20 protein-coding genes are annotated in these 24,257 nt (G+C 58.7%); 10 read left to right on the top strand and 10 right to left on the bottom strand.

Annotated features, from left to right (window positions below; genetic code table 11):
* Positions 1-122 precede the first annotated feature (122 nt).
* Together R4P64_RS33250 and R4P64_RS33245 are read left to right on the top strand one after the other, a co-directional pair.
* Positions 123-299, top strand: coding sequence for a hypothetical protein (locus R4P64_RS33250; RefSeq protein WP_317824436.1), 177 nt, complete (start codon positions 123-125; stop codon positions 297-299).
* A 38-nt stretch (positions 300-337) separates the two neighbouring features.
* Entirely contained in the window at positions 338-742 is a 405-nt protein-coding gene (locus R4P64_RS33245) for an SDR family NAD(P)-dependent oxidoreductase (protein ID WP_317824435.1), read from the top strand.
* A gap of 460 nt (positions 743-1,202) precedes the next feature.
* On the opposite strand, the gene R4P64_RS33240 is transcribed toward R4P64_RS33245, so the two are convergent.
* The 5 genes from R4P64_RS33240 to R4P64_RS33220 form a co-directional block, all read right to left on the bottom strand.
* Entirely contained in the window at positions 1,203-3,593 is a 2,391-nt protein-coding gene (locus R4P64_RS33240) for a CoA transferase (RefSeq protein WP_317824434.1), read from the bottom strand.
* Between the two features lie 311 nt (positions 3,594-3,904).
* Positions 3,905-4,723, bottom strand: coding sequence for a mycofactocin-coupled SDR family oxidoreductase (locus R4P64_RS33235; protein WP_317824433.1), 819 nt, complete (start codon positions 4,721-4,723; stop codon positions 3,905-3,907).
* Between the two features lie 293 nt (positions 4,724-5,016).
* A complete protein-coding gene (locus R4P64_RS33230) occupies positions 5,017-5,688 on the bottom strand; it encodes an SDR family NAD(P)-dependent oxidoreductase (protein ID WP_317824462.1) in 672 nt (223 codons plus the stop codon).
* An 80-nt stretch (positions 5,689-5,768) separates the two neighbouring features.
* Entirely contained in the window at positions 5,769-6,092 is a 324-nt protein-coding gene (locus R4P64_RS33225; protein WP_317824432.1) for a hypothetical protein, read from the bottom strand.
* A gap of 42 nt (positions 6,093-6,134) precedes the next feature.
* On the bottom strand, positions 6,135-7,640 hold the full coding sequence (locus R4P64_RS33220) for a fatty acid--CoA ligase family protein (RefSeq protein ID WP_317824430.1): 1,506 nt from the start codon (positions 7,638-7,640) through the stop codon (positions 6,135-6,137).
* A gap of 408 nt (positions 7,641-8,048) precedes the next feature.
* On the opposite strand from R4P64_RS33220, the gene R4P64_RS33215 reads away from it, so the two are divergent.
* The 5 genes from R4P64_RS33215 (at position 8,049) to R4P64_RS33195 (ending at position 12,993) form a co-directional block, all read left to right on the top strand.
* A complete protein-coding gene (locus tag R4P64_RS33215; protein ID WP_317824429.1) occupies positions 8,049-9,212 on the top strand; it encodes a thiolase family protein in 1,164 nt (387 codons plus the stop codon).
* Positions 9,209-9,673: a Zn-ribbon domain-containing OB-fold protein gene (locus tag R4P64_RS33210; protein WP_317824428.1), complete on the top strand. Its 465-nt coding sequence runs from the start codon at positions 9,209-9,211 to the stop codon at positions 9,671-9,673. Before R4P64_RS33215 ends, R4P64_RS33210 begins: the two co-directional genes overlap by 4 nt.
* Before the next feature lies 1 nt (position 9,674).
* On the top strand, positions 9,675-11,012 hold the full coding sequence (locus R4P64_RS33205) for an amidohydrolase family protein (protein ID WP_317824427.1): 1,338 nt from the start codon (positions 9,675-9,677) through the stop codon (positions 11,010-11,012).
* A gap of 222 nt (positions 11,013-11,234) precedes the next feature.
* Complete coding sequence (locus R4P64_RS33200; protein ID WP_317824426.1) at positions 11,235-11,561, top strand: hypothetical protein; 327 nt, start codon at positions 11,235-11,237, stop codon at positions 11,559-11,561.
* 661 nt (positions 11,562-12,222) lie between these two features.
* The gene (locus tag R4P64_RS33195; protein ID WP_317824425.1) at positions 12,223-12,993 is read left to right on the top strand and encodes an SDR family oxidoreductase; all 771 of its coding nucleotides are present in this window, start codon (positions 12,223-12,225) and stop codon (positions 12,991-12,993) included.
* Positions 12,994-13,141: 148 nt separating this feature from the next.
* Here R4P64_RS33195 and R4P64_RS33190 read toward each other — a convergent pair whose 3' ends face one another.
* From R4P64_RS33190 to R4P64_RS33170, 5 genes are all read right to left on the bottom strand, one after another.
* Complete coding sequence (locus R4P64_RS33190; protein ID WP_317824424.1) at positions 13,142-13,384, bottom strand: hypothetical protein; 243 nt, start codon at positions 13,382-13,384, stop codon at positions 13,142-13,144.
* 181 nt (positions 13,385-13,565) lie between these two features.
* Positions 13,566-13,841 carry a transposase gene (locus R4P64_RS33185; RefSeq protein ID WP_317824423.1) on the bottom strand — a complete coding sequence of 92 codons (276 nt, stop codon included), beginning with the start codon at positions 13,839-13,841 and terminating at the stop codon, positions 13,566-13,568.
* 221 nt (positions 13,842-14,062) lie between these two features.
* Positions 14,063-14,788 carry a MarR family transcriptional regulator gene (locus R4P64_RS33180; protein ID WP_317824422.1) on the bottom strand — a complete coding sequence of 242 codons (726 nt, stop codon included), beginning with the start codon at positions 14,786-14,788 and terminating at the stop codon, positions 14,063-14,065.
* A gap of 400 nt (positions 14,789-15,188) precedes the next feature.
* Complete coding sequence (locus tag R4P64_RS33175) at positions 15,189-15,680, bottom strand: hypothetical protein (protein WP_317824421.1); 492 nt, start codon at positions 15,678-15,680, stop codon at positions 15,189-15,191.
* Positions 15,681-16,263: 583 nt separating this feature from the next.
* Positions 16,264-16,767, bottom strand: coding sequence for a DoxX family protein (locus R4P64_RS33170; protein WP_317824420.1), 504 nt, complete (start codon positions 16,765-16,767; stop codon positions 16,264-16,266).
* Positions 16,768-18,314: 1,547 nt separating this feature from the next.
* Between R4P64_RS33170 and R4P64_RS33165 the strand changes: the two genes are divergently transcribed.
* From R4P64_RS33165 to R4P64_RS33155, 3 genes are all read left to right on the top strand, one after another.
* A complete protein-coding gene (locus R4P64_RS33165; RefSeq protein WP_317824419.1) occupies positions 18,315-20,711 on the top strand; it encodes a CoA transferase in 2,397 nt (798 codons plus the stop codon).
* An 875-nt stretch (positions 20,712-21,586) separates the two neighbouring features.
* Positions 21,587-23,113 (top strand): MFS transporter, encoded by a 1,527-nt coding sequence (locus R4P64_RS33160; RefSeq protein ID WP_317824418.1) that lies wholly within the window; start codon positions 21,587-21,589, stop codon positions 23,111-23,113.
* Positions 23,114-23,317: 204 nt separating this feature from the next.
* Complete coding sequence (locus R4P64_RS33155; protein ID WP_317824416.1) at positions 23,318-24,187, top strand: mycofactocin-coupled SDR family oxidoreductase; 870 nt, start codon at positions 23,318-23,320, stop codon at positions 24,185-24,187.
* Positions 24,188-24,257 lie beyond the last annotated feature (70 nt).

Below are 24,257 nucleotides of genomic sequence, written 5' to 3'. Positions count from 1 at the left end.
GTTGCCAGGCAGGCGATATTGGCCGCATACATACCTGACGGAAGGGAGGGTTAACAGGCGGACTCTACAGCTCCGTGATGGCCAGCGCCGCAGGAGCGTGACAACGATCTCGCGCGTCAGCCATGACGAGGGCGTGGGTCGAGTTGCGGCCTTGCGCGGCAGACAATCGCAAACTATTCGCCGCACTGAATGCCGGCGCGGCGATCGCGCTGGAGAACCGCACTCAGATCCTCGCCGGAACAGACGGAGACGAGTTCGTTGACGCCGTCACCGCTTTCACGCAGAAGCGTAGGCCATAGTAGTCGACGCCACGCTGCACGGAAGGAGCGCACCGACAGTGGATCGCACCAAACTGGGCGGGCTGCTCAACCTTAATGGCCGCACAGCCCTCGTCGCCGGCGGCACCCGCGGAATCGGGCTCAACATCGCCGAGACGTACACCCTCTCCAGTTCGAATGTCGTTGTGGCCAGCCGCAAGCCTGCCGCCAGCGCAGCGGCCACCGAACACCTGACCACTCTCGGCGGACATGCCATCGGTGTACCCACACACGCCGTCGACCTCGACGCTCTCAGCGTACTGGTCGACGCCACCCGTCGCCGAGGCAGAGCAGTGGCTCAAATCGTTTCTGGGTTCTCTCTGCAGGCTCCCAAAACGTCGAGTATGCGAGGGATTTCGATGTCAATCGCCGCCGGGACGGGCAGGTGCTCGGACAACTTCAGCACACCAATTCTCTCACTGTGATTTCGGCTGGCTCGTTCATGAAATCTTTCTGCTTCTGCGCGATTTTCGCGGCGGGCCGCGGCGGAGCGCTACAGCGGTGCACGGTCTCCACAAGGCAGGATCGCGGAATACGTATCAATAGCAGGCAGCGTTGTCCCACCGCGGTGCCGAGAGTCCTCACCGGATGCGCTATGCCGCTGCTCATGCCAGCTAGCTGGATCATCGGCTGCCCACCGATCGCGCGATTTCCGTCGCGAAGTATCCCGTTGAGGGCACCGAGTCATGTTTTATGAAAACTTCGCTCGGGGCGCTGCAGGGACCCGTCGATTCGCGTTGATCGACTCAGCCCGCGAACACGTCACCATCATTCGTGTTCGCGGGCACGGTGCCCGTCTCGCATCCTGGCAGTGGATGACGTGCGCCCTTCGGCCTGATCACGACGAGCATCGGGGCGCTCCTGTTCCCTCAACACTCGCAGTCGTCAAAGCCCGATCGGTCGCACCCCAATGATCCGGTCCTCTTCGAGCTTGTCGATTTCGCTCTGCGACATACCCAAAACATCGGCCAAGACTTCGTGGTTGTGTTGGCCCAAGACCGGCGCCGGGGATCGGACCCACTGTCCAGGGATACTTGTGAATCGAAACGGCATCCCAGTGGTCAGGAAGGTTCCGACCACGGGGTGTGTGACTTCTTCCCAGAATCCGCGGGAGCGGAGCTGCTCGTCGTTTAAAAGATCAGCAGGAGGATTGACCCGGGCTGCGGCGATCCCCTCGCAACGCAAGGACTTGACCGCATCCTGCACTTCAATGCCCCGTAGCCAAGCCGAGATCGCCGCATCGAGCTCCTCCCCCATGGCGCGGCGGCCAGCCTCGGTAGCCGTGGCTGCGTTCTCCGCGAGGTCGCTGCGGCCAAGCAACCGAGCCAGTCCCTGCCACTGCTTATCGCTCCGCACCGCCACCGCGACCCACTCGTCATCGCCATCGCACCGGTAGACACCCTGAGGACTGGCTTCGGGCCCACGGTTGCCATCGCGGCTCATCCCCTCACCGCCAGCAGATGCCTCAAGCAAGGCTTCGGCCGCGACATTCAGCGCGGCTTCCACCATTATCGATTCCACCTGCATCCCGGCGCCCGTACGATCACGGATTTCAAGTGCCGCAATCGAAGCGAAAGCTGCGTGAAGGCCGGCGATCGGATCGCAGACCCCGCGCGGGATCAGCGGCGGCCCGTCAGCCGTCCCGGTCAGCCATGCCATGCCGCTGGCCTGCTCCATCGTCTGAGCGAATCCGACTCGATCACGCCAAGGACCGTCCAGCCCGAAAGCTGGCATCCGAACCATCGTCGCCCGGGGGTTCGCGGCCCGGACGTCATCCCACTCCAGCTGGAAGTTGGCCATCACGCGTGGCGAAAAGTTCTCGATGACCAGATCGCTGGTCGAGATCAGGTCCAGCGCCACCTCGCGGGCTCTGGGATGGCTGAGTTCAAGGGTGAGCCCGCGCTTGTTGGAATTGCTGCTGAGGAACACCGGGCCCCACTCCCACCACTGATCCCACGTTGCGGGGCGGCCACCGGAGTACCGCATTCCGTCAGGTCGGCGAAGCCCCTCAATCTTGATGACATCTGCTCCGAGCGAGGCGAGCGTGTGGGTCGCAGATGGGCCTGCCCAGAAAGCAGTGAAATCCGCGATTCGGATGCCCTCTAGCGGACGAGCGGTAGGGCTGATCCGCTCGTCGATCGGAGGGCTTGTTCTGTGCGCCCATTTCACCGTTCCGGTGTGGCTACCGATCTCCGGCACCTCGCCCGGTGGTGACGTATCGAAGGCTTCGCTGCGGTAGGGGACCCTCGGCTGCAGATGCCCTTGGGAGTTCTTGATGAAGACCCCGCGATCCTGGAAGTGATCGATCTCCGCGACAGTGGCCGGTGTCCCAATGGGGGCCACCGGAATCCTCAGTGCTACAGCTAGTTCCACGATCTCTGCGGTGGTCCGCGTCGCGGCCCAGGTGTTCACCATGTCCAGAAACTCATCGCGCCGACGCGCACGGCCAGCGAAGGAGGCAAGCTCTGCATCTTCGAGAAGGTCCGCACGATCGATCAGCACCAAGAAGTCTGCAAACTGCTGGGCCGTGATTGTGCAGAATCCGACAAGCCCATCGGAGGTAGGCACAATGGAAGGCAGTTCGATACTCCGACCAATCATCGGCTGATCGTCGCCCATAACACTTGACGAAACGGCGCCGAGGCCTCCCATCGTAATGACCATGCATTCGTACATCGACACATCGATGACGTCACCCAGCCCGGTCCTGCGACTTCGCCGGAGTGCTGCGGCGGCCGCCACGGCACTGTAGACACCCGCCACCCACTCCCCGATGCGTCCTCCGGCCTGCAATGGCATCTCGTCAGGCCATCCACGAGATCCGATCGACCCGCACATCGCCTGCAGGACAAACTCCGTCACGTCTATGCCGGTGTCGACGTAGGGTCCGGTCAACCCGAACGGCGTCACCGACACCACTACTGTCGCAGCGTCCCAGCCGAGCTTTCTCTGTACCGCTGGTACGTCCCAACCAGCGGATCCATCAATCACAACGAGGTCGGCATGATGGAACAAGTCAGCGACATCGGACGTGACATCGGTTCCGGACACGACAGACTTCTTACCTGCATTTAGGTATGAGAACAGCGTGCCGCTCGCACCTTGATCCAGGTTCTGCTCCGATACCCTCCAGCGACGCGTTGGGTCACCGCCGGGCCGTTCGATCTTCACTACTTCGGCTCCGGCATCTGCCATCATCTTCCCGCAGTACGAACCGGCGATTCCTTCAGCTATTTCGAGGACCCGAAGTCCGGCGTATGGGTTGAGTTTTGTCATGTATTCCTCATGATGTCTGTTGTTGGTGGACACAGCTCCCGCGCCGCGGGTTGGCCGACTGCAGTTGCGCTACTTCGATTTCGGTATTCGTTGTGAAGAACGTGGAGGTGGAAACGATTCGGCCCCAGCCCTTACCGTCTTCTTGTTGGCTTGGCATCCGTCGGGGGTGTCAGCTCACGCCCGTACCTATCCGGAGCAGCGAAGTGCTCAGTTCACCTCGGCCAAAACGTCATTCGCGCGCAACATCAGTTGGCAGAGACGATGCCCTCGACGACGAAGCAGTGAGACCGTCGGGGCTCAGCTGCGGACCACTAGAACCACGCCGCACCTCCATCGATGGAAAGTGGAACGGCAGTGATGAACTTCGACTCGTCTGAAGCCAGAAACAGTACAGTGTCCGCGATTTCGTCCGACTCAGCAGCCCACCGAGGGAGGAACGGTGTCCCCATGTTCATCAGCGCCGGATTTGTCGCCCCTGCAGTTTCGAGCGCGGCCTGCATGTCGCCAGATCCCATGGGGGTGTTGACCGCACCCGGATGGATGCTGTTCACCCGAATGTCGTGCTTGCCGAGTTCCGCAGCGAAGGCCCTGGCCATACCCGTCACGGCGTGCTTGCTGGCCGTGTAGTGAATCATGAACGGTTGCATCTTAACGCCCGCATAGGAACTGGTCAGGATAATTGACCCACCTCGTCCACCGTCGATGATGTGCTGAGCGCCGGCCATTACGGTGTTCCACGTGCCAACGACATTGACGTCGATAGTGTCGCGAAAAGCTTCCGGCGAGACCTGGTCCCACGGTGCCGGGATGCAGATCCCGGCGTTGGCCACGATCACATCCAGGCGGCCCAGATCAGCCACACCTCGGTCGACCGCGGCGCGCAACTTCTCGAGATCACGCACGTCCACGATCGTCGAAACGATCCGGCGATCGAGTTCTTCCACCAGTCGTACTGTCTCCGCCAGGTCTTCTGGTGTCGCCGCGTCGTAGCGTACGCCCGGCAGGGGCGCTGCGATGTCGACAGCGATAATGTCTGCTCCTTGCTGCGCCAACCGAACTGAATGTGCCCGGCCCTGCCCTCTCGCCGCACCGGTTACCAATGCAACCTTGCCGCTGACTCGTCCCGTCATCTTCCGTGGTCCTTTCCAAATTCCAACAACCGAAGGATCAAATTCCGAGATCCTTTGTCCTAAAATCTATTTCACCTCTCCACTGACCGACTCCATCGGTCAATCGACACCAGCGCGACATGCCCACAAGTGGTTCGGGCGCAACCGATAGACGCGAGGAGGGCGCTACTTACCCAAACCTGACGTGGCGTCACACGTGGACAACCGGTTCGAAAATGACGTCGGCTGGTCGGCCAATTCTGACGAAACCTTCACGCTTCTGGCCGGTTTGAGACTGCAACCGATACCGCCCATCAGCTCCGACCATAAACCGGAATGCGCGCACCGCTGATCGGCTCCGACTCCGGACTGATGAGAAACGCAATCACCTTCGCCACTGCGAAAGTGGACACCGCTCGCGAGGCCAGATCGGCCGACATCCAGGTGCGGTTTGCCGGGGTGTCGAGAACCGAAGGAAGAACAGTGTTGACCCTGACACCTGCCGGCCGAAGTTCCTCTGCCAAGAGCTCCGTAACGCGAACGACCGCGGCCTTGCTTGACGCATGCGCCACTGGTCCCGAACCGGTGACCGCCGTCTTCGATCCGACGGTAACGATCGCACCCCCGCCCGCCGCGGCCATCCTCCGGGCCGACTGCTGGGCGTTCCAAAGCACCGTCGCGACGTTCCCGGACCAAAGCATGTCGAAATCGGACTCGTCCAGGTCTGCAAGAGAGCCGGGCGTGAAGCCCCCCGCAAGTGCGATCAGTGCGGTCGGAATCCCCACCTCGTCGACTTCCTCCCACGCCCGCACCACGTCAGTGCGGTCGGCCAGATTCACGCCGATCGTGCGTACGCCGGTGGTGTTCCCGAGGTCGTCGAGCGCTGACGAATCCCGGTCCATCGCTACCACCTCGGCTCCACGGGCAACCAAGTCAGCGACCACCGCGCTGCCTAGTGCTCCGGCGGCGCCGGTCACTACGACCATGTTCGTCACTATTCCTACTTTCCGCCCATAACAACTGGGCGATACTGAGTACCCAAACCCCGTCGACCGCCCCGGCGGAACTAGTCACTGGCCGGGAGTTGCCGGGCTTCTTTGAAGACCAGCGCGACATCTCCATCGGACAACGAACCCTTCCCGCCCTTGGTAACGAGCATCTCCACGGAATCGTCGCCGGAGAGGGTGTAGCGCTTACCAAGGACGGTCCCCGCGCTGTGGCCCGGGTCAGGGAGGTGAGCGGCCTCGTTCTGGGTCCCAAACGGCACCATCGGCACGCCCCCGCACATCAAGGTCCACGAATGACGTCCGGGACGAATCACGATCACCTCGGTGGAACAGGTTTGACTCTGTAGACGCAGACCGGCTGTGAGCTGAACACTTTGAGTCATCGAAAGCTCCTTTACTGTAAATGGATTCAGAATATGTGTGGGTCAGGAGGCTGCTGCAGCGACGAGCTGAGCGACCAGCGTTCGACGGAGCAGCTTTCCGGTTGGGGTATATGGCAGTTCCGTGCGGAATTCGACGTCATCCGGAGTGCGGGAGCCCCGAAGTTGAGAACGCACATGGCTACGCAGCTCTTCGGCAGTGACCGTGACGCTGTCATGCAGAACAACCACAGCAGACAGCCGCTCACCCCAGTCGGAATCGGGAACTCCCACGACTGCAACTTCACGCACTGCGGGGTGATCGAGCAAAACGTCCTCGACCTCGGCGGGCGAGATATTTTCTCCGCCACGGATAATTGTGTCATCCGAGCGTCCATCGAGGTACAGATATCCGTCTTCGTCAAAGCGCGCGCGGTCCCGGGTCGGGAACCAACCATCTGGGTCAAGCACCGAACCGATGCCCGCGTACTCACCCGACACTTGCGCTCCGCGTACCCAAAGCTCACCTGTCGCCTCGGCCGGCAACACATCTCCGTCTTCCGATCGGACCTGGGCTTCCATGCCGGGCACGACACGACCAACCGACGCAAGCCGTCCGATAGGCCCGTGGGCTACTGCCTGCCGATGCTCGTCCGGGCCGAGCACAGAGATCGTGGAGCTTGTCTCGGTGAGACCATACGCATTGACAAATCCAGTCGTCGAGAATGCCTTGAGCGCCCGCGTGAGCACTGGTAATGGCATACGAGCTCCGCCGTACGCCATTGACACCAGACTAGGACAGTTGGCGTCGGTTCCGTCGAGATGCTCCATCACCCGCGCCAGCATCGTCGGCACAACCATGGCATGAGTGACCTGTTCAGCTCGGACCAGTTCCAGCCATCCAGTCGGCTTGAAATCCGGAAGATAGGCGACTCTCCGCGCCGAGTAGGTATTCGTCAGGACTGCACCCATCCCTGCTATGTGGTATGGGGGAACGCTGAGGAGGGCACAAGCCGTCTCCTCGGCCGAACCGAACGCCACCGTGCCCAGAACGTAGGACAGCAAGTGTCGGTGACGCAAGACAACACATTTGGGCGCAGCCGTCGTCCCGCTTGTGAAAAGGAGAATTGCAGGCGAATCGTCGTCACGCTCGACGTTGCCCTCTATCTCAAGATTGCCCACTGCCTCGGCGGTGACTGACTCCGCCCACTGCCCAGTAGTCAGGACAACGTCGGCTGTCCCACGCACGATGTCGACATATTCGGGATCAGCGACGACCAGAGGACGATCGAGGCGTCCGATCAGTTCACGCAGCACAGTGGATGACAACCGGTAATTCAAGGGAGCAAAGGGAACTCCCGCCGTCGCCGAAGCGAACAACAACTGCGGAACCACAGGCGAGTTCACCCCTACGAAGGCGACAGTTCGCGCCCCATATCTTCCCAACACCCTGCTACCGACATCCGCAACGCCGGCTAGGTCAGCGAATGTGACTCCACCCTCACGAGCGCCCAATGCGATCCGGTCCGGGTATGCCTGCGCCGACATGTCCAACAGAAGTCGAATACTCACTGTGGTTCCTCTCTGGTCAAAGAAACTTGCGACTAATAGTCCTATATTTATGGGAATCGAGCTGGAATCAACCCCGAAAATCGCGGATTCCAGGGGCGCCACGGCCACATGGTGATCATCAATACCATTGTGCGGGAACTTGCGTCGAGAGCTTACGATACGACCAATTTTCCCACTTGGCCAGGCCCTAAGACAAACATTCAACCATCGTGGGCAAAGGTAGCAGTCCATAGGACCGATTGACACTTGGAATATTCGCCACTTGACATCACCCACTCCATGTGGAACTAATAGTTCCACACGACGGTGATACACACCACATGCCGATCGTGGCCGCAGAGCTCCCGACCGGAGCCCCCTGCACCGCGCACCTCAGACGAAGTCGACCCCGCTCGATTCGGAGTATCTATGCCCACTCAGTCCCGTACCGCCGCCATCGTCGGTATCCACAACACCCGCCAGGCTCGGCGCCTCGACGGCTCTACCTCCCGCAGCCTCACCATCGAAGCGATCCGAGGAGCCCTCGACGACGCCGGATTGACGCTGTCCGATGTCGACGGCATCAGCGCGGGACCCGAAGGTGCCACGCTTATCCACGACATGCGCCTCGGGCCTGCATGGCAAGGAAGCAACTTTGGCATCGGCATGGTCCAAGAGGCGATCGCCGCTGTCGAGCAGGGACTCACCGACGTTGCCGTCCTCGTCGCAGCCCAGGCCGGGGCCTATACCGACCATGCCGCGACAGCCCCGTGGACTCGACCCGAGAATGAGTTCGTCGCGCCATGGGGAATGTTCACCGCTGCGGAATTCGCGCTGGTCGCACGCCGCCACATGGAGATCTATGGCACCACTCGTGATCAGCTGTCGATTGTTGCGTCGACGATTCGCAACAACGGGCACCGCAATCCAGACGCCGTCTATTTCGGACGCGGCCCCTTCGAACCAGACGACATCGTGGCGTCTCGACCCATCGCCGATCCCTTTCATCTGCTCGACTGTGCGATGACCTCAGAAGGCGGATGCGCCTTGGTCATCGCGAACGTCGAACGGTCGAATGACCTGCGCAAGAAGCCGATCCACGTACTTGGCACCGGTAGCGACTTCATCGGACCGTCATACCAGTTCCCTCCTACCTGGGACCTGGCTGGACGGGACGGGCGCGTGCCCAACGGTTTGATCGGCAGACGCGCAGCAGACCTGGCATTCGCGCAAGCTGGGCTCGAGCGGAGCGACGTCGACGTTCTCGAGCTATACGATCCTTTCTCATTCGAAATCATTCGACAGCTGGAGGCCTTTCGGTTCGTTTCCGAGGGTGAGGGCGGACCATTCGTCGCCGACGGACACATCGGACCCACCGGGACCACCCCGGTAACCACTGACGGTGGCCTGATGTCCTTCAGTCACGCAGGGTCGAATCCACAGATGCTGCAGCGGGTCATCCGGGGAGTACAGCAGCTGCGCAACGAAGCCGGACCACTCCAGGTTCCCAATGCTCGTGTCGCGCTTTGCAGTAACGGCGGGGCCGGCGCACTGTTCAACACCGTTGTCCTACTGGGAGATGAACCTTCATGAACATCGAACTGCCACCACAGACCGGCCAACTCCCGCATGCCGATCCTAATCCGGTCACGGCACCGTTTTGGGAGGGTTGCGCTCGCGGTGAGCTGCTCTTCCAACGCTGCGGACAATGCGGATCCGCGACGTTCCCACCCATTGAGCACTGCCGCGAATGCTTGGCTTTCGACCAGCGATGGGAGAGCAGCCGCGGCCTCGGTCGGCTCTACAGCTGGACCGTTGTCTCGCGGCCGGTCACACCGGCGTTTACCGCGCCCTACGCGGCGGCGATCGTCACCCTCGACGAGGGCTACACGATGGTCACCAACGTAATCGGAACGTCGTCAGACCAACTGCGCGTGGACCTTCCAGTGCAGGTGGCCTACCACAAGGTAGGTGCTGATCTCGTTCTGCCGTACTTCGAGCCAGCACGACCAGCATTCCTGCCATATCGATCTGACCCACTAGTTGGAGGTTGAAATGAAAAAAGATGATCTGATCTTGATCAGTGTGGATGACCACATCTCGGAGCCCGCCGACATGTTCGATGCACACGTCCCGGCGAAATACAAAGACCAGGCCCCTCGAGTGATCCTGGAGGAAGGGGGCATTCAGCAGTGGTACTACGGCGACTTGCGTGGCCGGAACATGGGTCTGAACGCAGTTGCCGGAAAGCCTCGTGAGATGTACAACATCGACGCCAGCAGCTATGACGAGATGCGCCCCGGTTGCTTCAACGTCGATGAACGAGTGCGTGATATGAACGCCGGTGGCCAGCTGGCGGGGCTGAACTTTCCGAACTGGGTAGGGTTCTCCGGCCAGGTTCTCAACCAGGGACCCGATCGCGATCTGAATCTGATCATGATCAAGGCATACAACGATTGGCACGTTGACGAATGGTGCGGCGCCTACCCCGGCCGGTTCATCCCGTGTGGAATCCTGCCACTGTTCGATGTTGAGGAGGCTGCCAAGGAGATCCGTCGATTGGCAGATAAGGGATGCCACGCGGTTACTTTCTCCGAGAACCCTGAGGCGCTATCGATGCCGAGCATCCACACCGACTACTGGCACCCCCTCTTAAACGCCGCCTCGGACAACAATACCGTGCTGGCCTGCCACGTCGGTTCGTCTTCGCGGATGCCAATGTTTTCGTCCGATGCTCCCCCGAGCGTCGGGATGAGCGCTTCATCGATGATGAGCATGTACTCCTTCCTGGACCTGGTCTGGGCCGAGTTCTACGACAAGTTCCCTAATCTCAAGTTCTCCCTCACAGAGGGCGATGTGGGTTGGATTCCATACTTCCTGTGGCGCTCGGAGCATGTGCTCAACCGCCACTCCGGCTGGACGCAGGCGAAGTTCCCCGAGGGGTACAGCGGCCCGATCGATGTATTTAAGAAGCACATCTACACCTGCTTCATCAGCGACAAGGTCGGTGTGAAGAACATGGAGTGGTTCAACGAAGATCACCTGTTCTGGGAGTCAGATTTCCCGCACTCAGACAGCAACTGGCCATTCGCTCCTGAAGATGTCATCGAGACTATGGGACATCTATCAGATAACACAATCAACAAAATCACCCACGAAAACGCGATGAAGGCGTATTCATTCGACCCCTTCAAGCACATCCCGAAGGAGCAGGCCCGTGCCGGGTACCTGCGATCTCAAGCCACTGACGTCGACGTCGTCACCCATGTTGGACATCAAGCCAGCCAGCGCGACCGTGACGCCTGGGCCCGAATGACCGCATTCGCCGCATCCCAGTCGAGCGATGCCGAAATCACCGGCCGCGCAACCACACTCGGGAAAACCGGGCAGTAACTGAATTAAAAATCACAGCTGGCAGCCACTGCATTACCCCGCTAAGGAACCAAGAGCTCGTCCAGTTCTGAAGATCCGCCAGGGTATTGACACCGCAGCGCCTCTCTACGGCCAATCCCATTCCGAGTACGTCCGACCAAGGCGTACTCGGAATGGCGGTCCGCCAACGAGTATCACCGTAGAACCAGTAACAAGTATCACCCTAGAGGAGGAGAAGAGTAGATGGCTGTCAGCCTGTGCATACCCCCGAGGCAAGGCGAACTGTGCGCCTCCATCCGATTCGAATTGAAAACGAATAGCACTGTTCTAGAAGTCACCTCTCGGCACCGGGTCACCAAGGTCGAGACCGACCCGGAACAGAAAACCGTCGCGATCTGGATCGATATCACCGACCCCGAAACTTCGCGCCCGGTAGACGTTCGAATCGACATCTTGCCCAGAGACCACGACATAGCATCACGCACTCAGCTGCTCGGCGAAGTCGAATTCGATGGGCGAGCGATGGCAGTCTTCGGTACATACCTCGGGGTGGTTGCGGACGAGAACTGATCTCCGAGCAAGATCCAACCCACTAAGTGGATCACCACTTCAAAGCCCAACTCTGCGACCCGCTCAGACAGATGTAAATACGGGCGTGAGGGATCTACGGGTCCTCGGCAAGTTTCTGCCTGATTCCACACCGGCACAACCACTTTCAAACCACACGACGCGCTCGCGTTTTCCATAGCAGCGCACCGGGCATACTAGTGTCCGTCACGATCATGGGTGTCGGAACTGCATTCTCTTACTCGGCTCTCCCCAACCTTGTCATTGGATCTGTCCCCGCGGAAAATACCAGTAAGGCAAACCGGTGTGAACACCGTCACCGGACTGTTTTCCAGGCGATCAGCACCTCAATCGCCGCGATGCTGTTGGCCTCATCCACAGCTACAGGGACAGCATTCAGTACGGAAACTGGCTATTTCCGTGTGTTTGCACTGATCGGGATCGGTGCCGTCGCAGCATTCGTTATAGCTCATTTCATCAAACCTGGGCACGATCAATTGATCGCGAAAGCCGAGCGTTTCGACATCGCATCGCCGACGAACGCGGAACATTGATCCGGCATTGACACCTCAGGTCCGGCCAGCCTGCTGGAAACAGGAACCTCTTCCGCGACAGTTGGTCGCGGGCACATACATTGTTTCGAACTCACTTGAAGGATTGCTATATGCGCGGCTTTGCAGAGAAGACCATCATCGTGTGTGGTGGAGCAACGGGGATCGGAGCCGCCACGACCGAACGCTTGGCAGCGGAGGGAGCGCGGGTTGTTGTCGGTGACCTAAACCGAGAACTGGCAGAAGCAACAGCCGACCGGATCAGGGTCTCTGGGGGTACTGCCATAGCGGCCGAGTTCGACCTCGCCGATGAAGTATCAATTCGTGAGTTAATCAGTCGGTCCCTCAGCGAATTCGGATCGATCCACGGACTGTTCAATGTGGGTGCGGATCTCTCACCCGCAACGTTGGGCAGGGACCATGATCTCCTGGAGATGGATCCTGCTGTCTGGCGTCGAACCTTTGAAGTGAACCTGCTGGGATTCGCACGCACCTGCCGAGAGGTTATACCGCACTTCCTGAAACAGGGCGGTGGAGCAATCGTCAACACCACCTCAGGCGCCTACTTCGTCGGCGAACCAACGCGCCCCGCGTACGCTGCCTCCAAGGCCGGGGTGAACACCTTGACCCGCCATATTGCCTCCCGCTGGGGAAAAAACGGAATACGGTGCAATGGGGTTTCACCCGGATTCGTTCTCACAGAAACCGCCCGCAGGACTCTGAGCGAAACGGACTTGTCGGCGGCCCTTGAGCGCAATCACAGCACCAGGCTTGGTGAACCATCAGACCTCGCGAGCGCTGTCACGTTCCTTCTATCTGACGAGGCTGAGTGGATCAACGGGCAAGTGTGGGTGATCGACGGTGGCAAGGCCTTCCGCGACTAGGTTACAGAACGAAGGCATCTCCGTTCTGTAACCACAACGAGATGGTTCCCTGCAGCGCAGATGTGAGGGCCGCGAGAATCCGGGACGGAGGTCCTAAACAAGAATGCTTGAGTGTCATGAAACAATCTGATGCTCAAGCATTCTTCGATCATTCGGCCTCGAATGGCCAGCTCCCGGCCGAGTAGAACTGAAAGTCGACAGCCCACACCACCTTCGGCGCATCCGCCGCCGTGATCGTCGCGGTCGAGGAGCCGGCCCGTTCCCGGATCTTGCGGACCTTCAACCGCAGTTCTTCCTCACGCCAGCGACACTGAACTATCTTCTTGTTGACCACCCAAGCTTCTGCACGCAGATCCGCCCATGCCCGACAGAATCCCTTGCGGGCATTCATTTTGCCCAGTCTCGCAACCACTTTCGAAGATTGACGCCCGGGTCGTCCAAGGTATTCTTCGCTAATTCCTTGCGCTGGGTCGATCGTGGTTGCCCGACGACCGTGCAGGCGAAACGCTCCGAAAGCCCCATCGTCTCCTGGAGCATCGTGACAGCGTTTCGTTTGGCGGTCGGGCTCAGAATTATCCCTTCGCGATCTCCTTGAGCGCAGCCTTTTCGAGCTCGGCTTCCGAAAAGAGCCTTTTGAGCTGGGCGCTCTCGTTCTCAAGTTCCTTGGACTCTTTGACGTCGTCGGCTTTCATGTCGCCGTACTGCTTGCGCCAGTTGTTAGGCGTCGGCGCTGAGATGTCAAGTTGTCGGGCGATTTCCTCGACGTCGGGGCCTTTGGCAGTGAGTTCGTCGCCTTGGCGCAGTTTTCGGATGATCCGTTCGGGCGTGTGCCGTTTGGCTCCAGCCATGAGTTGTAGCCTTTCCTGCCCTTGATCAGGGCTGAAGGATTCTCATAACCTGCGGGGCACTTGATGGGCATCCTGCCAACCCGGGCAAACCCGAAATCTATTCGAGTACAACTTATCTCATATCTTCCCGTGTCCGCGAACAGATGTTTTCCATTCGGTCCGAATCGGAATACTAATCTCCCACACTCACGAAATTTCAGATGGCCACGTCGCGCGAAGCATCACGGCGAAGAGCTTGAATCCCCAGGATCGTTCGGTGGTTCGACGGTCCGGTGCACAGCACTCCGTCTGCGTACCGGACCCTTTGGGCGAGTTACTGCCAGCGCAGGATTGTCCGAATCCATATCCGCAATACGGTCCCTCAATTGGCGAACATTTCCGTGTTCGAAATGAGCTGACCTCAGCAGATACTCACTAAGGGCCTGTGCATAGCGAAGATGTTCAGCATCGGCAAGGTGGAGCTCCTCGCTACGCCTCCTGCCCCATACCAAGTCATCGATCTGATGCTGCAACTGCTCCAAGCGATTATCCAAAATCTTCACGACGTCATGCGGGCCGGTAGCAGCACCCAGGTACACCCGAAGCAAGGCTGGATTCTTTAGCACTACAGGCTCATCGACCGGCAGCCCGGAGACCCAACGCCGAAGCACCACCTCACCCCTGTCTGTCGTCTGATACACCATTGTTCGCCGCACCTGCCCTATCTGAACCTCACGCTCGGTGATCAGCCCGAGTTCTCGTAATCGTCGAAGCTCACGTCGAATGTGGCTGACGGCTGGCGACCAATAGAAGAGCCGAAGAGTGTAATCGCATCTAGCCTTAATCTCCGAAGCCGAGAGTTCTTCGTTGAGAGTCGAGAGCACACCAAGGACCGCGTAGGCTGTGGCCGGCAGGGCTGCGCCGTCTTCGATTTCGGCACTCGTATTCGAGTTTGACTGTCCAGACACCGAGTAAGTCTACCTCCGGAAACAAGGCCAGCGTGTCTCCTCGACAGATGTCCGTTTGGAGGCCCGAGAGTCGTGACGAAGTAGTTCAGGATCCGCTCAAAACGGACAACCATCGATGGGCGTCGACCTCACCGCCCCAGCTTCTGGCGATACCAACACAGGGGATCCGGCAATCCAGCAGAAATGAGATCGGTCTGCTGGCCGATCCGCTACTGCGTAGGCACTGAACCGGATCGGACGCGGGCGAAAGGATAGACCGCGAGCCTGACATCCTGTCGTCCTAACGCCACGCCGCCACGGTCGGACGTGCTTCGCTCGATGGCCGCCGCCATCACCATCCACGGGTCAAGAGGTCCATACGGCATATCACTCGACAAGGGCAGGTAGATCCTCACGTCGATCAGCGATCTACAGCGATAAAGATCTGGAAGATCATCAACACTGAGTTCCCGAATGAAATCGTCACCTCGGTCCCGGAGAAATCCGGGTTGGGTAACAACGTTGGGTAACAACACTGAGCCGATGTCGCCGGCAGCTCCGAGATCATCTCGACGGGTATCAATGCCGTGTGTTCCATCCGATCGCCAGGTGGCGAGCTGGCTTCCTCCAACGCAACCAACAGGAGCAGCAGGGATTCACGGCATACGCAGTGAACCGCGACGGGCCTTCCACTGGAATGGTCGTGCGCGATCATCGCCATCATCTCGTCCACCATGGGCAGGCTCGAGTCAGCGACCACGATTCTGCACGGTCCAACGGTCGTACGCGTGGCCGGCATTTCCGCAGCCCAGACACGACCGGTAGGTTTGCCGTCCGGTTCGTGTTCGACCACCGGGCGGTCTCCCGACTCGTCGAGGTGCGCGGCGCCATCGCGGCACTGATGAGCATCCACAGCGCATCGCTGCGGTGTTGAACTCGCACCGGCCGCTCTGCCTAGATCTGATCGATCGCGCACGCATCGCGATCTCGGGCGGTTGTCTCGATGTAGTCGACCCTCGAAACCATCCGTTTGCATCCGACGTGGCGGCAGGCGAAGTCCGGCCGAGTGTCCGACCGTCGCGCAATTAGGACGACCACACCGCGCCGATTGATCAGCTGCGGCGATTGCCATGCAGGTGCAGCTGATGATCGGTCAGACAAGGGAGCAGTAACCTGCCTGCCGCATCAATCGTCTCCGCCCCAGATCTGGGCAACGACGGACCGAGCTCGACGATCCAAATAGACTGTGCGCCTGGCAACGAGCAGATGCGCACACAGCCGACCTGCCCACCGTGCGCTGAAGTCAACGGGACAAGCATGCCCTCTACCGACCGCGGCTCCACAGGAACAATAAGGGGTGGGGGCGCGCCGGTGTGAGTTCGATTGGCGCCGCAGCTAGACCTAGGAGTTTGGCATGCATGAACGCTCCGGTGGTGATCGACGGGTTCAGGGTTTTCTACACATGTGAGATAAACTCCGGTCCGCACCCTGTCAGGTTACCCTTTCGACTTCTGCAACGGGCGCCAAAAAATGGCAAGTAGCGCAGCGGCTCCCAAAACCCCTAATCCGACCGAAATCTTAATCCCAACCCAGGAATCATAATTCATTCCAAGTAAATGATCAATGGAAATCATTCCCGCACCAGCCACACCAACCGCCACGCATATGATCCCGATCATTAGGACATATTCGTATCCGTCCTTGAACACAAAGAATCCATTGTTTCGATGGGATGTCACGCCCGCCACCAGCATTACCGATATGATCGATGCGACCGCAAGCGGGGTGAAGATACCCAGAATCAATGCAAGGCCAGCCAATATTTCGACAAAGATAGAGAGAAGCGCTTGCAGCTTTCCATATTTCATCCCCAGACTCTCGAACCATTCTGCAGTGCCCGCTACTTTACCGCCGCCAAAAGCATGGTTCAATCCATGAAGAATCAACGTCACACCCACAATGAGGCGAATAATCAGCAACGCTATGTCTGTTTTTTGCACTACGATTAACCAGTCCTTTGAATCAAACTTTCGCAGGTAGCGGCTTACAATCTTTCAAGATCAACGGGACTTCGCCGTCAGACAGGAAACCGCTCCCTGCCTGGTCACAAGAATCTCTAGCGAACTATCCAAGGGATGCGTGTACCTCGTCCCCAAGGCCATTCCGGTCATAAATTCATCTATCCTGGAAAATTCCTGTCTGACGCCGATCCTATTCGGCACCATTCCGTATCCCCCGCATCGCAGATCGAGAGCCCTCAACCCTGGACGAATTATGATTACTTCGGCGTTGCACACCTGACTCATCAGCCGGTTGCCGGTATTCAACGATACATCAATCGACATGTATTACTCCTCGGAATAAGCTCTAAGATCCGCACTAACGGACCAGACAACTTCGGGACCAATTGATTCGATCGCTCTGCCATCAGATCCCGTCACGTCCTTCCCTGCCGGGATTCACGTTAAGTTGGATCCGAAACACATCATCTGGTGTGCGTCCTCCTCGAAAGCCCGCACTGCCAAGCCTTCTGATCTCCTCGGCGGTCGGTGCGCCCGGATTCGACGGCCATCGCAGCGACCTCAAGTCGCCCAGCAATAACCCGGCAGGCCGATAACTTCGGCCCGCACAAGCGGTACCGTAAGGAGAACACCTTCCGCCTCTCCGAGGATCTCTGTTCGCTCCGCCACAAGCGGTTCGCATCGCCATTGCGGACTTCGAGAAAATGTAGCGATCTTGGACGGGATGGCGTCGACCGCGCATCGAAATCCATTCGCGCCAAACGCGTCGCATTGACCGAACCTCGCCGGCTCGATCGCAAATTTCGCCTTCGACCTCGGGGATGAGTTTCCCCTGACGTAGGCCGCTGTCCACTCGACGACAACGTGCTCTGCTGGCCGACAGGGCTCAAAATTTCTACGGCAGAGCTGATTTCGTTCCAGCAGTAGGAATTGGCAGCATTCCTCTCAGATGAGCCACATCCAGATGCATGCGGGAGTTTCACACCTTCATACGCACCCGTACGACGGTGACTGGACTTCACCCACGATCTGGACGAGTCGACCACGCCCCGATCGCCATCCGGTGAACCCACCGTCTCGAGAACCATGCTTGGGCTCACTGCGATCCCTCAATCTTCGACGCTTTGGACGGTAACGTCCTGTGACGTATGCCATTAGAGTCCGGACTAGTAGTCCGTGTCAAGCACGGTCTCAATCGGCCCCTATTGACGCCAGGCGATCGAAGGCCCACTATTTGTGGGGTACTGAACGCCGATCTCGCAAAAATTTGCATCGAAAATAGAGACTAATTGTTCGGTATTCGCTAAAAATGTCAACGCTAAGGATCGTCTCCACGGTCGCGTAGATACGTACCTCAACACGTCTCCGCCCAAGGATGTATGGCGAGGACGACCGGGTGACGGTGCGGGTCAGTGCGCACTCGACCAGCCGCCGCCAGAAGACGGCCTTCGAAGTGGCAGCAAAAGTTGCACGGTCGACCTCTTCCACCATGTTCATCTACGACACACGACAAGGACACAACAACCATGGCAACTCCCTCCCTCGAAGGCCCACCCCTCACAGGGCTTCGAATTGTCGAAATGACAAGCGGAATCGCCGGTCCGTACTGTGGAAAGCTCCTTGCCGATGCAGGTGCCGATGTCGTTAAAGTGGAACCGTCGAGCGGTGATCCGATGCGCGCCTGGTCATCATCCGGGACGACCACGGAATCTGACAGCGCACTTTTCTCCTTCCTGAACACAAACAAACGATCCGTCGTTGGTGGGCCGACCAGCCGCGAGGTCGAGCAACTGATCGACCGGGCAGATATCGTCATCCTCGACAATGAGTGCGGCCTCACGGTCGACGAAATCGCAGTCCTCGCGGACGGCAATCCCTCGACTGTAATCATCTGCATCACTCCGTTCGGCCTGCATGGTCCGTATGCCGAATTCGGTTACTCCGCTACCGAATTCACACTCCAAGCCCTGTGCGGGTCACTCGCAAGCAGAGGGCTGCCTGACGACAAACCACTGCAAGCAGGTGGCCGGATCGGCGAATGGGTATCCGGCACGTACGCCGCAGTCGCGGCACTAGCTGCAAGTCGCACTAGCAGGGCAGTTGGACAAGGCGAGCTGATCGACCTCTCCCTACTCGAATGCATGACATCCACGATGGGCGGCCTCTCAGCAGTGGGTCTCAGCGTTCTCGGTTCCGATTTCGTAGCCGGTAGCACTCGCAGTATCGAGCTGCCATCCATCGTCGAAACTTTGGACGGATTGGTTGGCTTCTGTACCATCACGGCACAGCAGTTCCAAGACTTTCTGATCATGATCGAAAGACCCGATCTTCTCGACGACGCCGAGTTGGCTACTGCTCATGGACGAATGCAACGACGAGCGGAGTTCGAGGACATCGTCAGCAGCTGGACCTCCAGACGCACAACCGACGACATCATCGAACTTGCTTCGAGCATGCGAATCCCGGTAGCGCCCATCGGATCTCCTGACACGATCGAGGACATCGATCATTTTCAGATACGCGACATCTTCGTGAAGAATCCAGCTGGCTTCACTCAACCCAGATCGCCCTACCGCATCGACAGTTCGGCCAGGCCAACATTAGAACCTGCACCATCGCTCGGGGCTCACACCGGGTCGGTCTTATGGGAGTCGACCGACAAGCACGCTCCGACAACCCCGAGGCACCCGAAGCTACCCCTAGAAGGAATTCGAGTCCTGGACTTCACAGCATTTTGGGCAGGACCCTCGGCGACCTTCGTGATGGCAGCTCTCGGTGCCGAAGTCATCAAGGTCGAGGGACTAAAGCGCCCAGATGGAATGCGGTACTCCGGGGGTCGACCTCCGTCGACTGATTCATGGTGGGAGACCGGATCCGTGTTCCTTTCATGCAACGGCAACAAAAAGGACGTCACCCTCGAGCTTTCGCGGCCCGAAGCACTCGAGGTTGCCCTGCAACTCGTCGCTGCGTCCGACGTGATCATCGAGAACTTCTCTCCACGAGTCATGCCCAATCTCGGATTGGACTGGACTCGAATTCATGAAACCAACCCTGGCGCGCTACTTGTGCGTATGCCGGCGTTCGGGCTGGACGGCCCCTGGAAAGACCGTGTTGGATTCGCCCAGACAATGGAACAGGCAAGCGGAATGGCATGGCTTACAGGTGAATCCAACCTCCCGCCGTTGATCCCCCGCGGACCGTGCGACCCGATCGCAGGGCTCCACGCTGTCTTCGCCACCCTCGTCGCTCTCGAAAAGCGAGACCAGACCGGGCAGGGTGGCATGATCGAGTGCCCAATGGTCGAAGCTGCACTGAACGTCGCCGCAGAGGTTATCGTCGAGCACTCTGCCAATGGGGCGGCCCTCACCCGCGACGGCAACAGAAGTCCCACGTCATCCCCGCAAGGCGCGTACCAATGCACCGGCGAAGACAATTGGGTCGCCATCTCGGTTGTAACCGACGAGCAATGGACATCGATCGTCCATGCTCTCAATCTGAACTCGACGCCGTTGGATATCCCAGCGTTGAACACCAGACAAAACAGGCGCGCGCATGCCGACGCGATCGACTGTGAGATCTCGAAATGGACTGCATCCAAGGAAGTTACAGAGGTCGTCTCCTGGCTTCAGGGCCTCGGCGTACCTGCCGCCAAGGTCAGCAGGCCTGCCGACCTGCTGGAGAACGGCCAACTAGAGTTTCGCAACTTCTTCGAGTCTGTCACGCATCCGATTGCCGGGGAACACATCACTCCTGGGTTGCCCTTCAAGTTCAGGAGCAACCCTGAGCCCTGGACACGACGCCCGGCTCCCTTGCTGGGCGAACATACGACTGAAGTCTTGGGGCACCTGCTCGCATTGAGCAATGAAGATCTTGCCGCGCTGGCCGCATGCGGGGTAACGGGCGATCGGCCATTCGGGCTATGACCGAAGTCGGAGTATGCAAGGGAGACGTCAATGCAATCGATGACGGGTTACAACCCCTTGTTAGATCGAGACGGACGTACCGTTGCGCTCTCCACCAGCGTTACCCCGCTCCGCAGGGCTTCGTAGCTCTGAGCGAACCGCACCTCAGCTATCTGGAATCCGAGCCTCCTGTGACCAATCTACCCGGACCGTTCCTCCGTGGCGCCGGCCTTCAAACGCATTCCCGGGATTCGGCCCGCCTTCCTTCGCACAGGGAAGAAACTCAAATGCTCTTCTTTGAAATTTCGTATTCGCCAAATCTGTGCTCTGGATCTTCGCCGAGGAATCCGCCACTCGAACCGCTCAAGGTGTTTCCGGATCCCAGTGCTGTGTCCAGCGACGTACAGCCACCTCCACGCGATGTCATCGATCGCATTCGAGTCGAGTCGGGTACTAACATCCGAAGCCCTATCCAGCCATTTCGTTAATATCTCCGGACGGATGCGAGCAACACGAATCACATTTAGAAATTGACGCCAACACAGAAACTGTCCGGAGAGCTAGAAACACTGGAAAAACCATCCGCCATGTGCCATGCAGCATAATGTTATGTGGTGCGGCCAACTGGGATTACATCGATCCATAACAAAAGACGGCCATTCCGGGAATTCACTGGAACAGCCTTATCTACCATGGAATTCTAATTCTCAAGTATCTAGAACCCAGAATTTCACTATTGACAACCGACTCGACATAAAGAATTGTGATCGGCAGCACAAGAAGTCCGGATATGTCCTTATCATGAGGAAACAGAACAATCTGACTCACGGCACTTCACGCTTGATCGACTCGCCTAAAAATCCATCCCTGCGATTACTTCCTGGAAGGAACCTCTAGTGCCCAGACCCTCGCGCACAAAGGCCACACCCACATTTCTCATCCTGACCGCCCTGATCGTGGCGGAAGCCATTGCCGCCTTCGAAACAACAATGGCGATTCAACTCCTGTATGCGGATGACCCGTTCTTCAAACAGGACATCACCAAGCTCGTATGGATCGTGACTGCGTACATGCTGGTAGCGGCCGCTGCAACCGGAGTATGCGGCCGACTAGGCGACCAGTTCGGACGAAAGCAGGTTCTGATCACGGTCCTCATCATCTCTTCAATCGGGTCCATGGTGAGCGCGCTCGCACCGAATCTCGAGATACTCATCCTTGGACGTGCGATCCAAGGTGTCTCCGGTGCAGTTCTACCGCTTGTGATCGGCCTTGCACGTCAAGTTCTCCCGAAGGACAAAGCAGCTATCGGCATATCGGTTGTCAGTGCCTCAGCACTTATCGCTGGTGCGTCAGGAATGGTTGTCGGTGGACTGATCCTCGACTACTTCCAGTGGCATCTCATCTTCTGGTTCGCATCCACTGTCGCAATCCTCGCCTGCATTGCCGTATGGGCCTGGGTACCAGGAAAGTCACCGGAAGCGTCCACCGGAAGCACATCGCGCATCGACTACCTCGGAGCAGTTCTATTCTCCGCTACTACTGCCACCATCCTCTTCGGAGTTACTCGAACCAAGGACTTGGGATGGACAGATCAGCGAGTCTTAATGCTTTTGGGCGGTGGTACATGCCTGCTGTTGGCTTGGATCGCATGGGAACTCACTTTCAGTGCTCCGATGATGGATCTGCGACGCTTTGCTAATCCCAAGTTCACACTCGGCATGATCGCGACAGCCGCCGCCGCCATTGGTCCGTTCGGAATGATGCAAGTCCTTCCGACTGCCATTTTGAGAACCCCAACTGAGATCACTATTCCCGGCACAGGCGAGAATACAAGCGCAACCGTAATCGACCTTCCGATCGGATTCGGACTGACAGCAACTGCTACTGGTCTTCTTCTAGGCCTGTCGGCCTTGGTTGGATTCTTGATCTCTCCCCTTCCTGGCCGCATCTCGCGGCGACTCGGCGCGAGCATCACAGTGATCATCGGCTCGTTGATTTCGACACTCGGCTTCATCGCGACATGGCTCGCGCATACATCACTGCCAGCCTTCCTCGCCTGTTCTGTAGTTGTCGGCATAGGCGCCAGCTTCCTATACGGTGGACTGCCAACATTGATCGCCGAGTGCGTGCCCGAATCGCAAACCAGTGCCGCCGTCGGAATGCAAGCCGTCGTACGGACCACCTTTCAAGGTGTGGCCTCGTCGATTGCCGGACTATTCCTGGCACAAGGCGCGGTAAACATCGGCAGCCACGCATTTCCGGGCACGCAGGGCATCCAGACGACGTTGTACTTCGCCGCCGGAGTTTCACTCATCGCCTGTGCACTTGCATATCTCGCGTCCAGAAAGCGCGAAACGGACAGTGATGACCTGCGAATTGGACCAATGACCCACACACCGGAGTCGGCGCCTCTGCGTGGTTGATCGTCAAAGCCTACTGCGCGGTACTTTCCACTCTCAAACGCTGCAGATCCAGCATACAACTGCTGACCTCGGCGGCCAGTCCTCCGCAAACTGCCCGCCGGGGTCGGTGGCGCCAGTCCAGGGCACCGCCCAGCAATTGGCATGCGACATACCACGTACTTCCCGCCCAAAAATTCACAGTCACCCCAAGTCGAAAGAGACCCAATGAGTCAGAACTCTTTCCATCGATACGCCGGCAAGGTCGCCTTCATCACCGGCGCAGCACGTGGTCAGGGTCGCGCGACGGCCATCAGGCTGGCAGAAGAGGGCGCAGACATCATTGCGGTTGACCTGTGCGCTCCGTTGGACACAGTTCAGTACGTCGGAAGCACCGCAGCCGACATGGCAGAGACCGTGCGAGCAGTAGAGGACATGGGTCGGCAAATCATCGCAGTACAAGCCGATGTTCGCGATTGGAATGCCCTATCTAGTGCACTGCAGGCGGGCGTCGAACAGTTGGGTCGGTTGGATGTCGTAGTCGCAAACGCCGGTATCTGCTCGGCGTCCCGGTCTTGGGAAATCACCCCACAGCAGTGGCAGCAAACGATCGATACCAATCTCACGGGTGTATTCCACACTGCCAAAGCAGCGATTCCCATCCTGATCGAACAGGGAACGGGAGGGGCAATGGTCTTCACGAGTTCCGTCGCTGGACTTCGAGGCCTACCGTTCCTCGCTCACTATGCGGCGAGCAAGCACGGTGTCGTCGGCTTGTGCAAGACGATCGCCAACGAAGTTGCGCAGTACAACATACGGGTCAACACAGTTCATCCACACGGCGTAGCCACTGGGATGACAACACCCGAGTTGTTCGCGCTCGTCGAGGAACATTCCTCGACGCTGGGCCCCATTTTCATGGGAGCGCTACCCGATCAAGTCAGTCAACCCGCCGACATGGGTCGACCTCGTCGCGGTACACGCCTGGTCGGATATCGCCCTCGACGTTGTTTTCTCGAAGTTCCGGGAAGTCGATTGGGAGGCACGCCACGACACCGAACAGGCACTCACGGCGGAAAGCCTCGCCGGATACGGTGACCGATACCCGGACGTACGTGTGACAACCATTGTGGTCAAGGACAAGCCAGGCAAGAATCTGATCGACCAT

Origin of the sequence: Rhodococcus sp. IEGM 1366, from assembly GCF_033142425.1 — a bacterium.
In the GTDB taxonomy this organism is placed as follows: domain Bacteria; phylum Actinomycetota; class Actinomycetes; order Mycobacteriales; family Mycobacteriaceae; genus Rhodococcus_F; species Rhodococcus_F globerula.
Note: the sequence above shows the minus strand (reverse complement) of the source record. Positions and strands in the feature narration are given on the sequence as shown.

What these genes read in the sequence shown, in the direction of transcription:
- R4P64_RS33225 (WP_317824432.1), bottom strand. Translation starts at nt 6,092, where the DNA reads ATGACTCAAAGTGTTCAGCTCACAGCCGGTCTGCGTCTACAGAGTCAA.
- R4P64_RS33210 (WP_317824428.1), top strand. Translation starts at nt 9,209, where the DNA reads ATGAACATCGAACTGCCACCACAGACCGGCCAACTCCCGCATGCCGAT.
- R4P64_RS33230 (WP_317824462.1), bottom strand. Translation starts at nt 5,688, where the DNA reads ATGGTCGTAGTGACCGGCGCCGCCGGAGCACTAGGCAGCGCGGTGGTC.
- R4P64_RS33155 (WP_317824416.1), top strand. Translation starts at nt 23,318, where the DNA reads ATGAGTCAGAACTCTTTCCATCGATACGCCGGCAAGGTCGCCTTCATC.
- R4P64_RS33185 (WP_317824423.1), bottom strand. Translation starts at nt 13,841, where the DNA reads ATGGCTGGAGCCAAACGGCACACGCCCGAACGGATCATCCGAAAACTG.
- R4P64_RS33190 (WP_317824424.1), bottom strand. Translation starts at nt 13,384, where the DNA reads ATGAATGCCCGCAAGGGATTCTGTCGGGCATGGGCGGATCTGCGTGCA.
- R4P64_RS33165 (WP_317824419.1), top strand. Translation starts at nt 18,315, where the DNA reads ATGGCAACTCCCTCCCTCGAAGGCCCACCCCTCACAGGGCTTCGAATT.
- R4P64_RS33205 (WP_317824427.1), top strand. Translation starts at nt 9,675, where the DNA reads ATGAAAAAAGATGATCTGATCTTGATCAGTGTGGATGACCACATCTCG.
- R4P64_RS33200 (WP_317824426.1), top strand. Translation starts at nt 11,235, where the DNA reads ATGGCTGTCAGCCTGTGCATACCCCCGAGGCAAGGCGAACTGTGCGCC.
- R4P64_RS33195 (WP_317824425.1), top strand. Translation starts at nt 12,223, where the DNA reads ATGCGCGGCTTTGCAGAGAAGACCATCATCGTGTGTGGTGGAGCAACG.
- R4P64_RS33235 (WP_317824433.1), bottom strand. Translation starts at nt 4,723, where the DNA reads ATGACGGGACGAGTCAGCGGCAAGGTTGCATTGGTAACCGGTGCGGCG.
- R4P64_RS33250 (WP_317824436.1), top strand. Translation starts at nt 123, where the DNA reads ATGACGAGGGCGTGGGTCGAGTTGCGGCCTTGCGCGGCAGACAATCGC.
- R4P64_RS33215 (WP_317824429.1), top strand. Translation starts at nt 8,049, where the DNA reads ATGCCCACTCAGTCCCGTACCGCCGCCATCGTCGGTATCCACAACACC.
- R4P64_RS33240 (WP_317824434.1), bottom strand. Translation starts at nt 3,593, where the DNA reads ATGACAAAACTCAACCCATACGCCGGACTTCGGGTCCTCGAAATAGCT.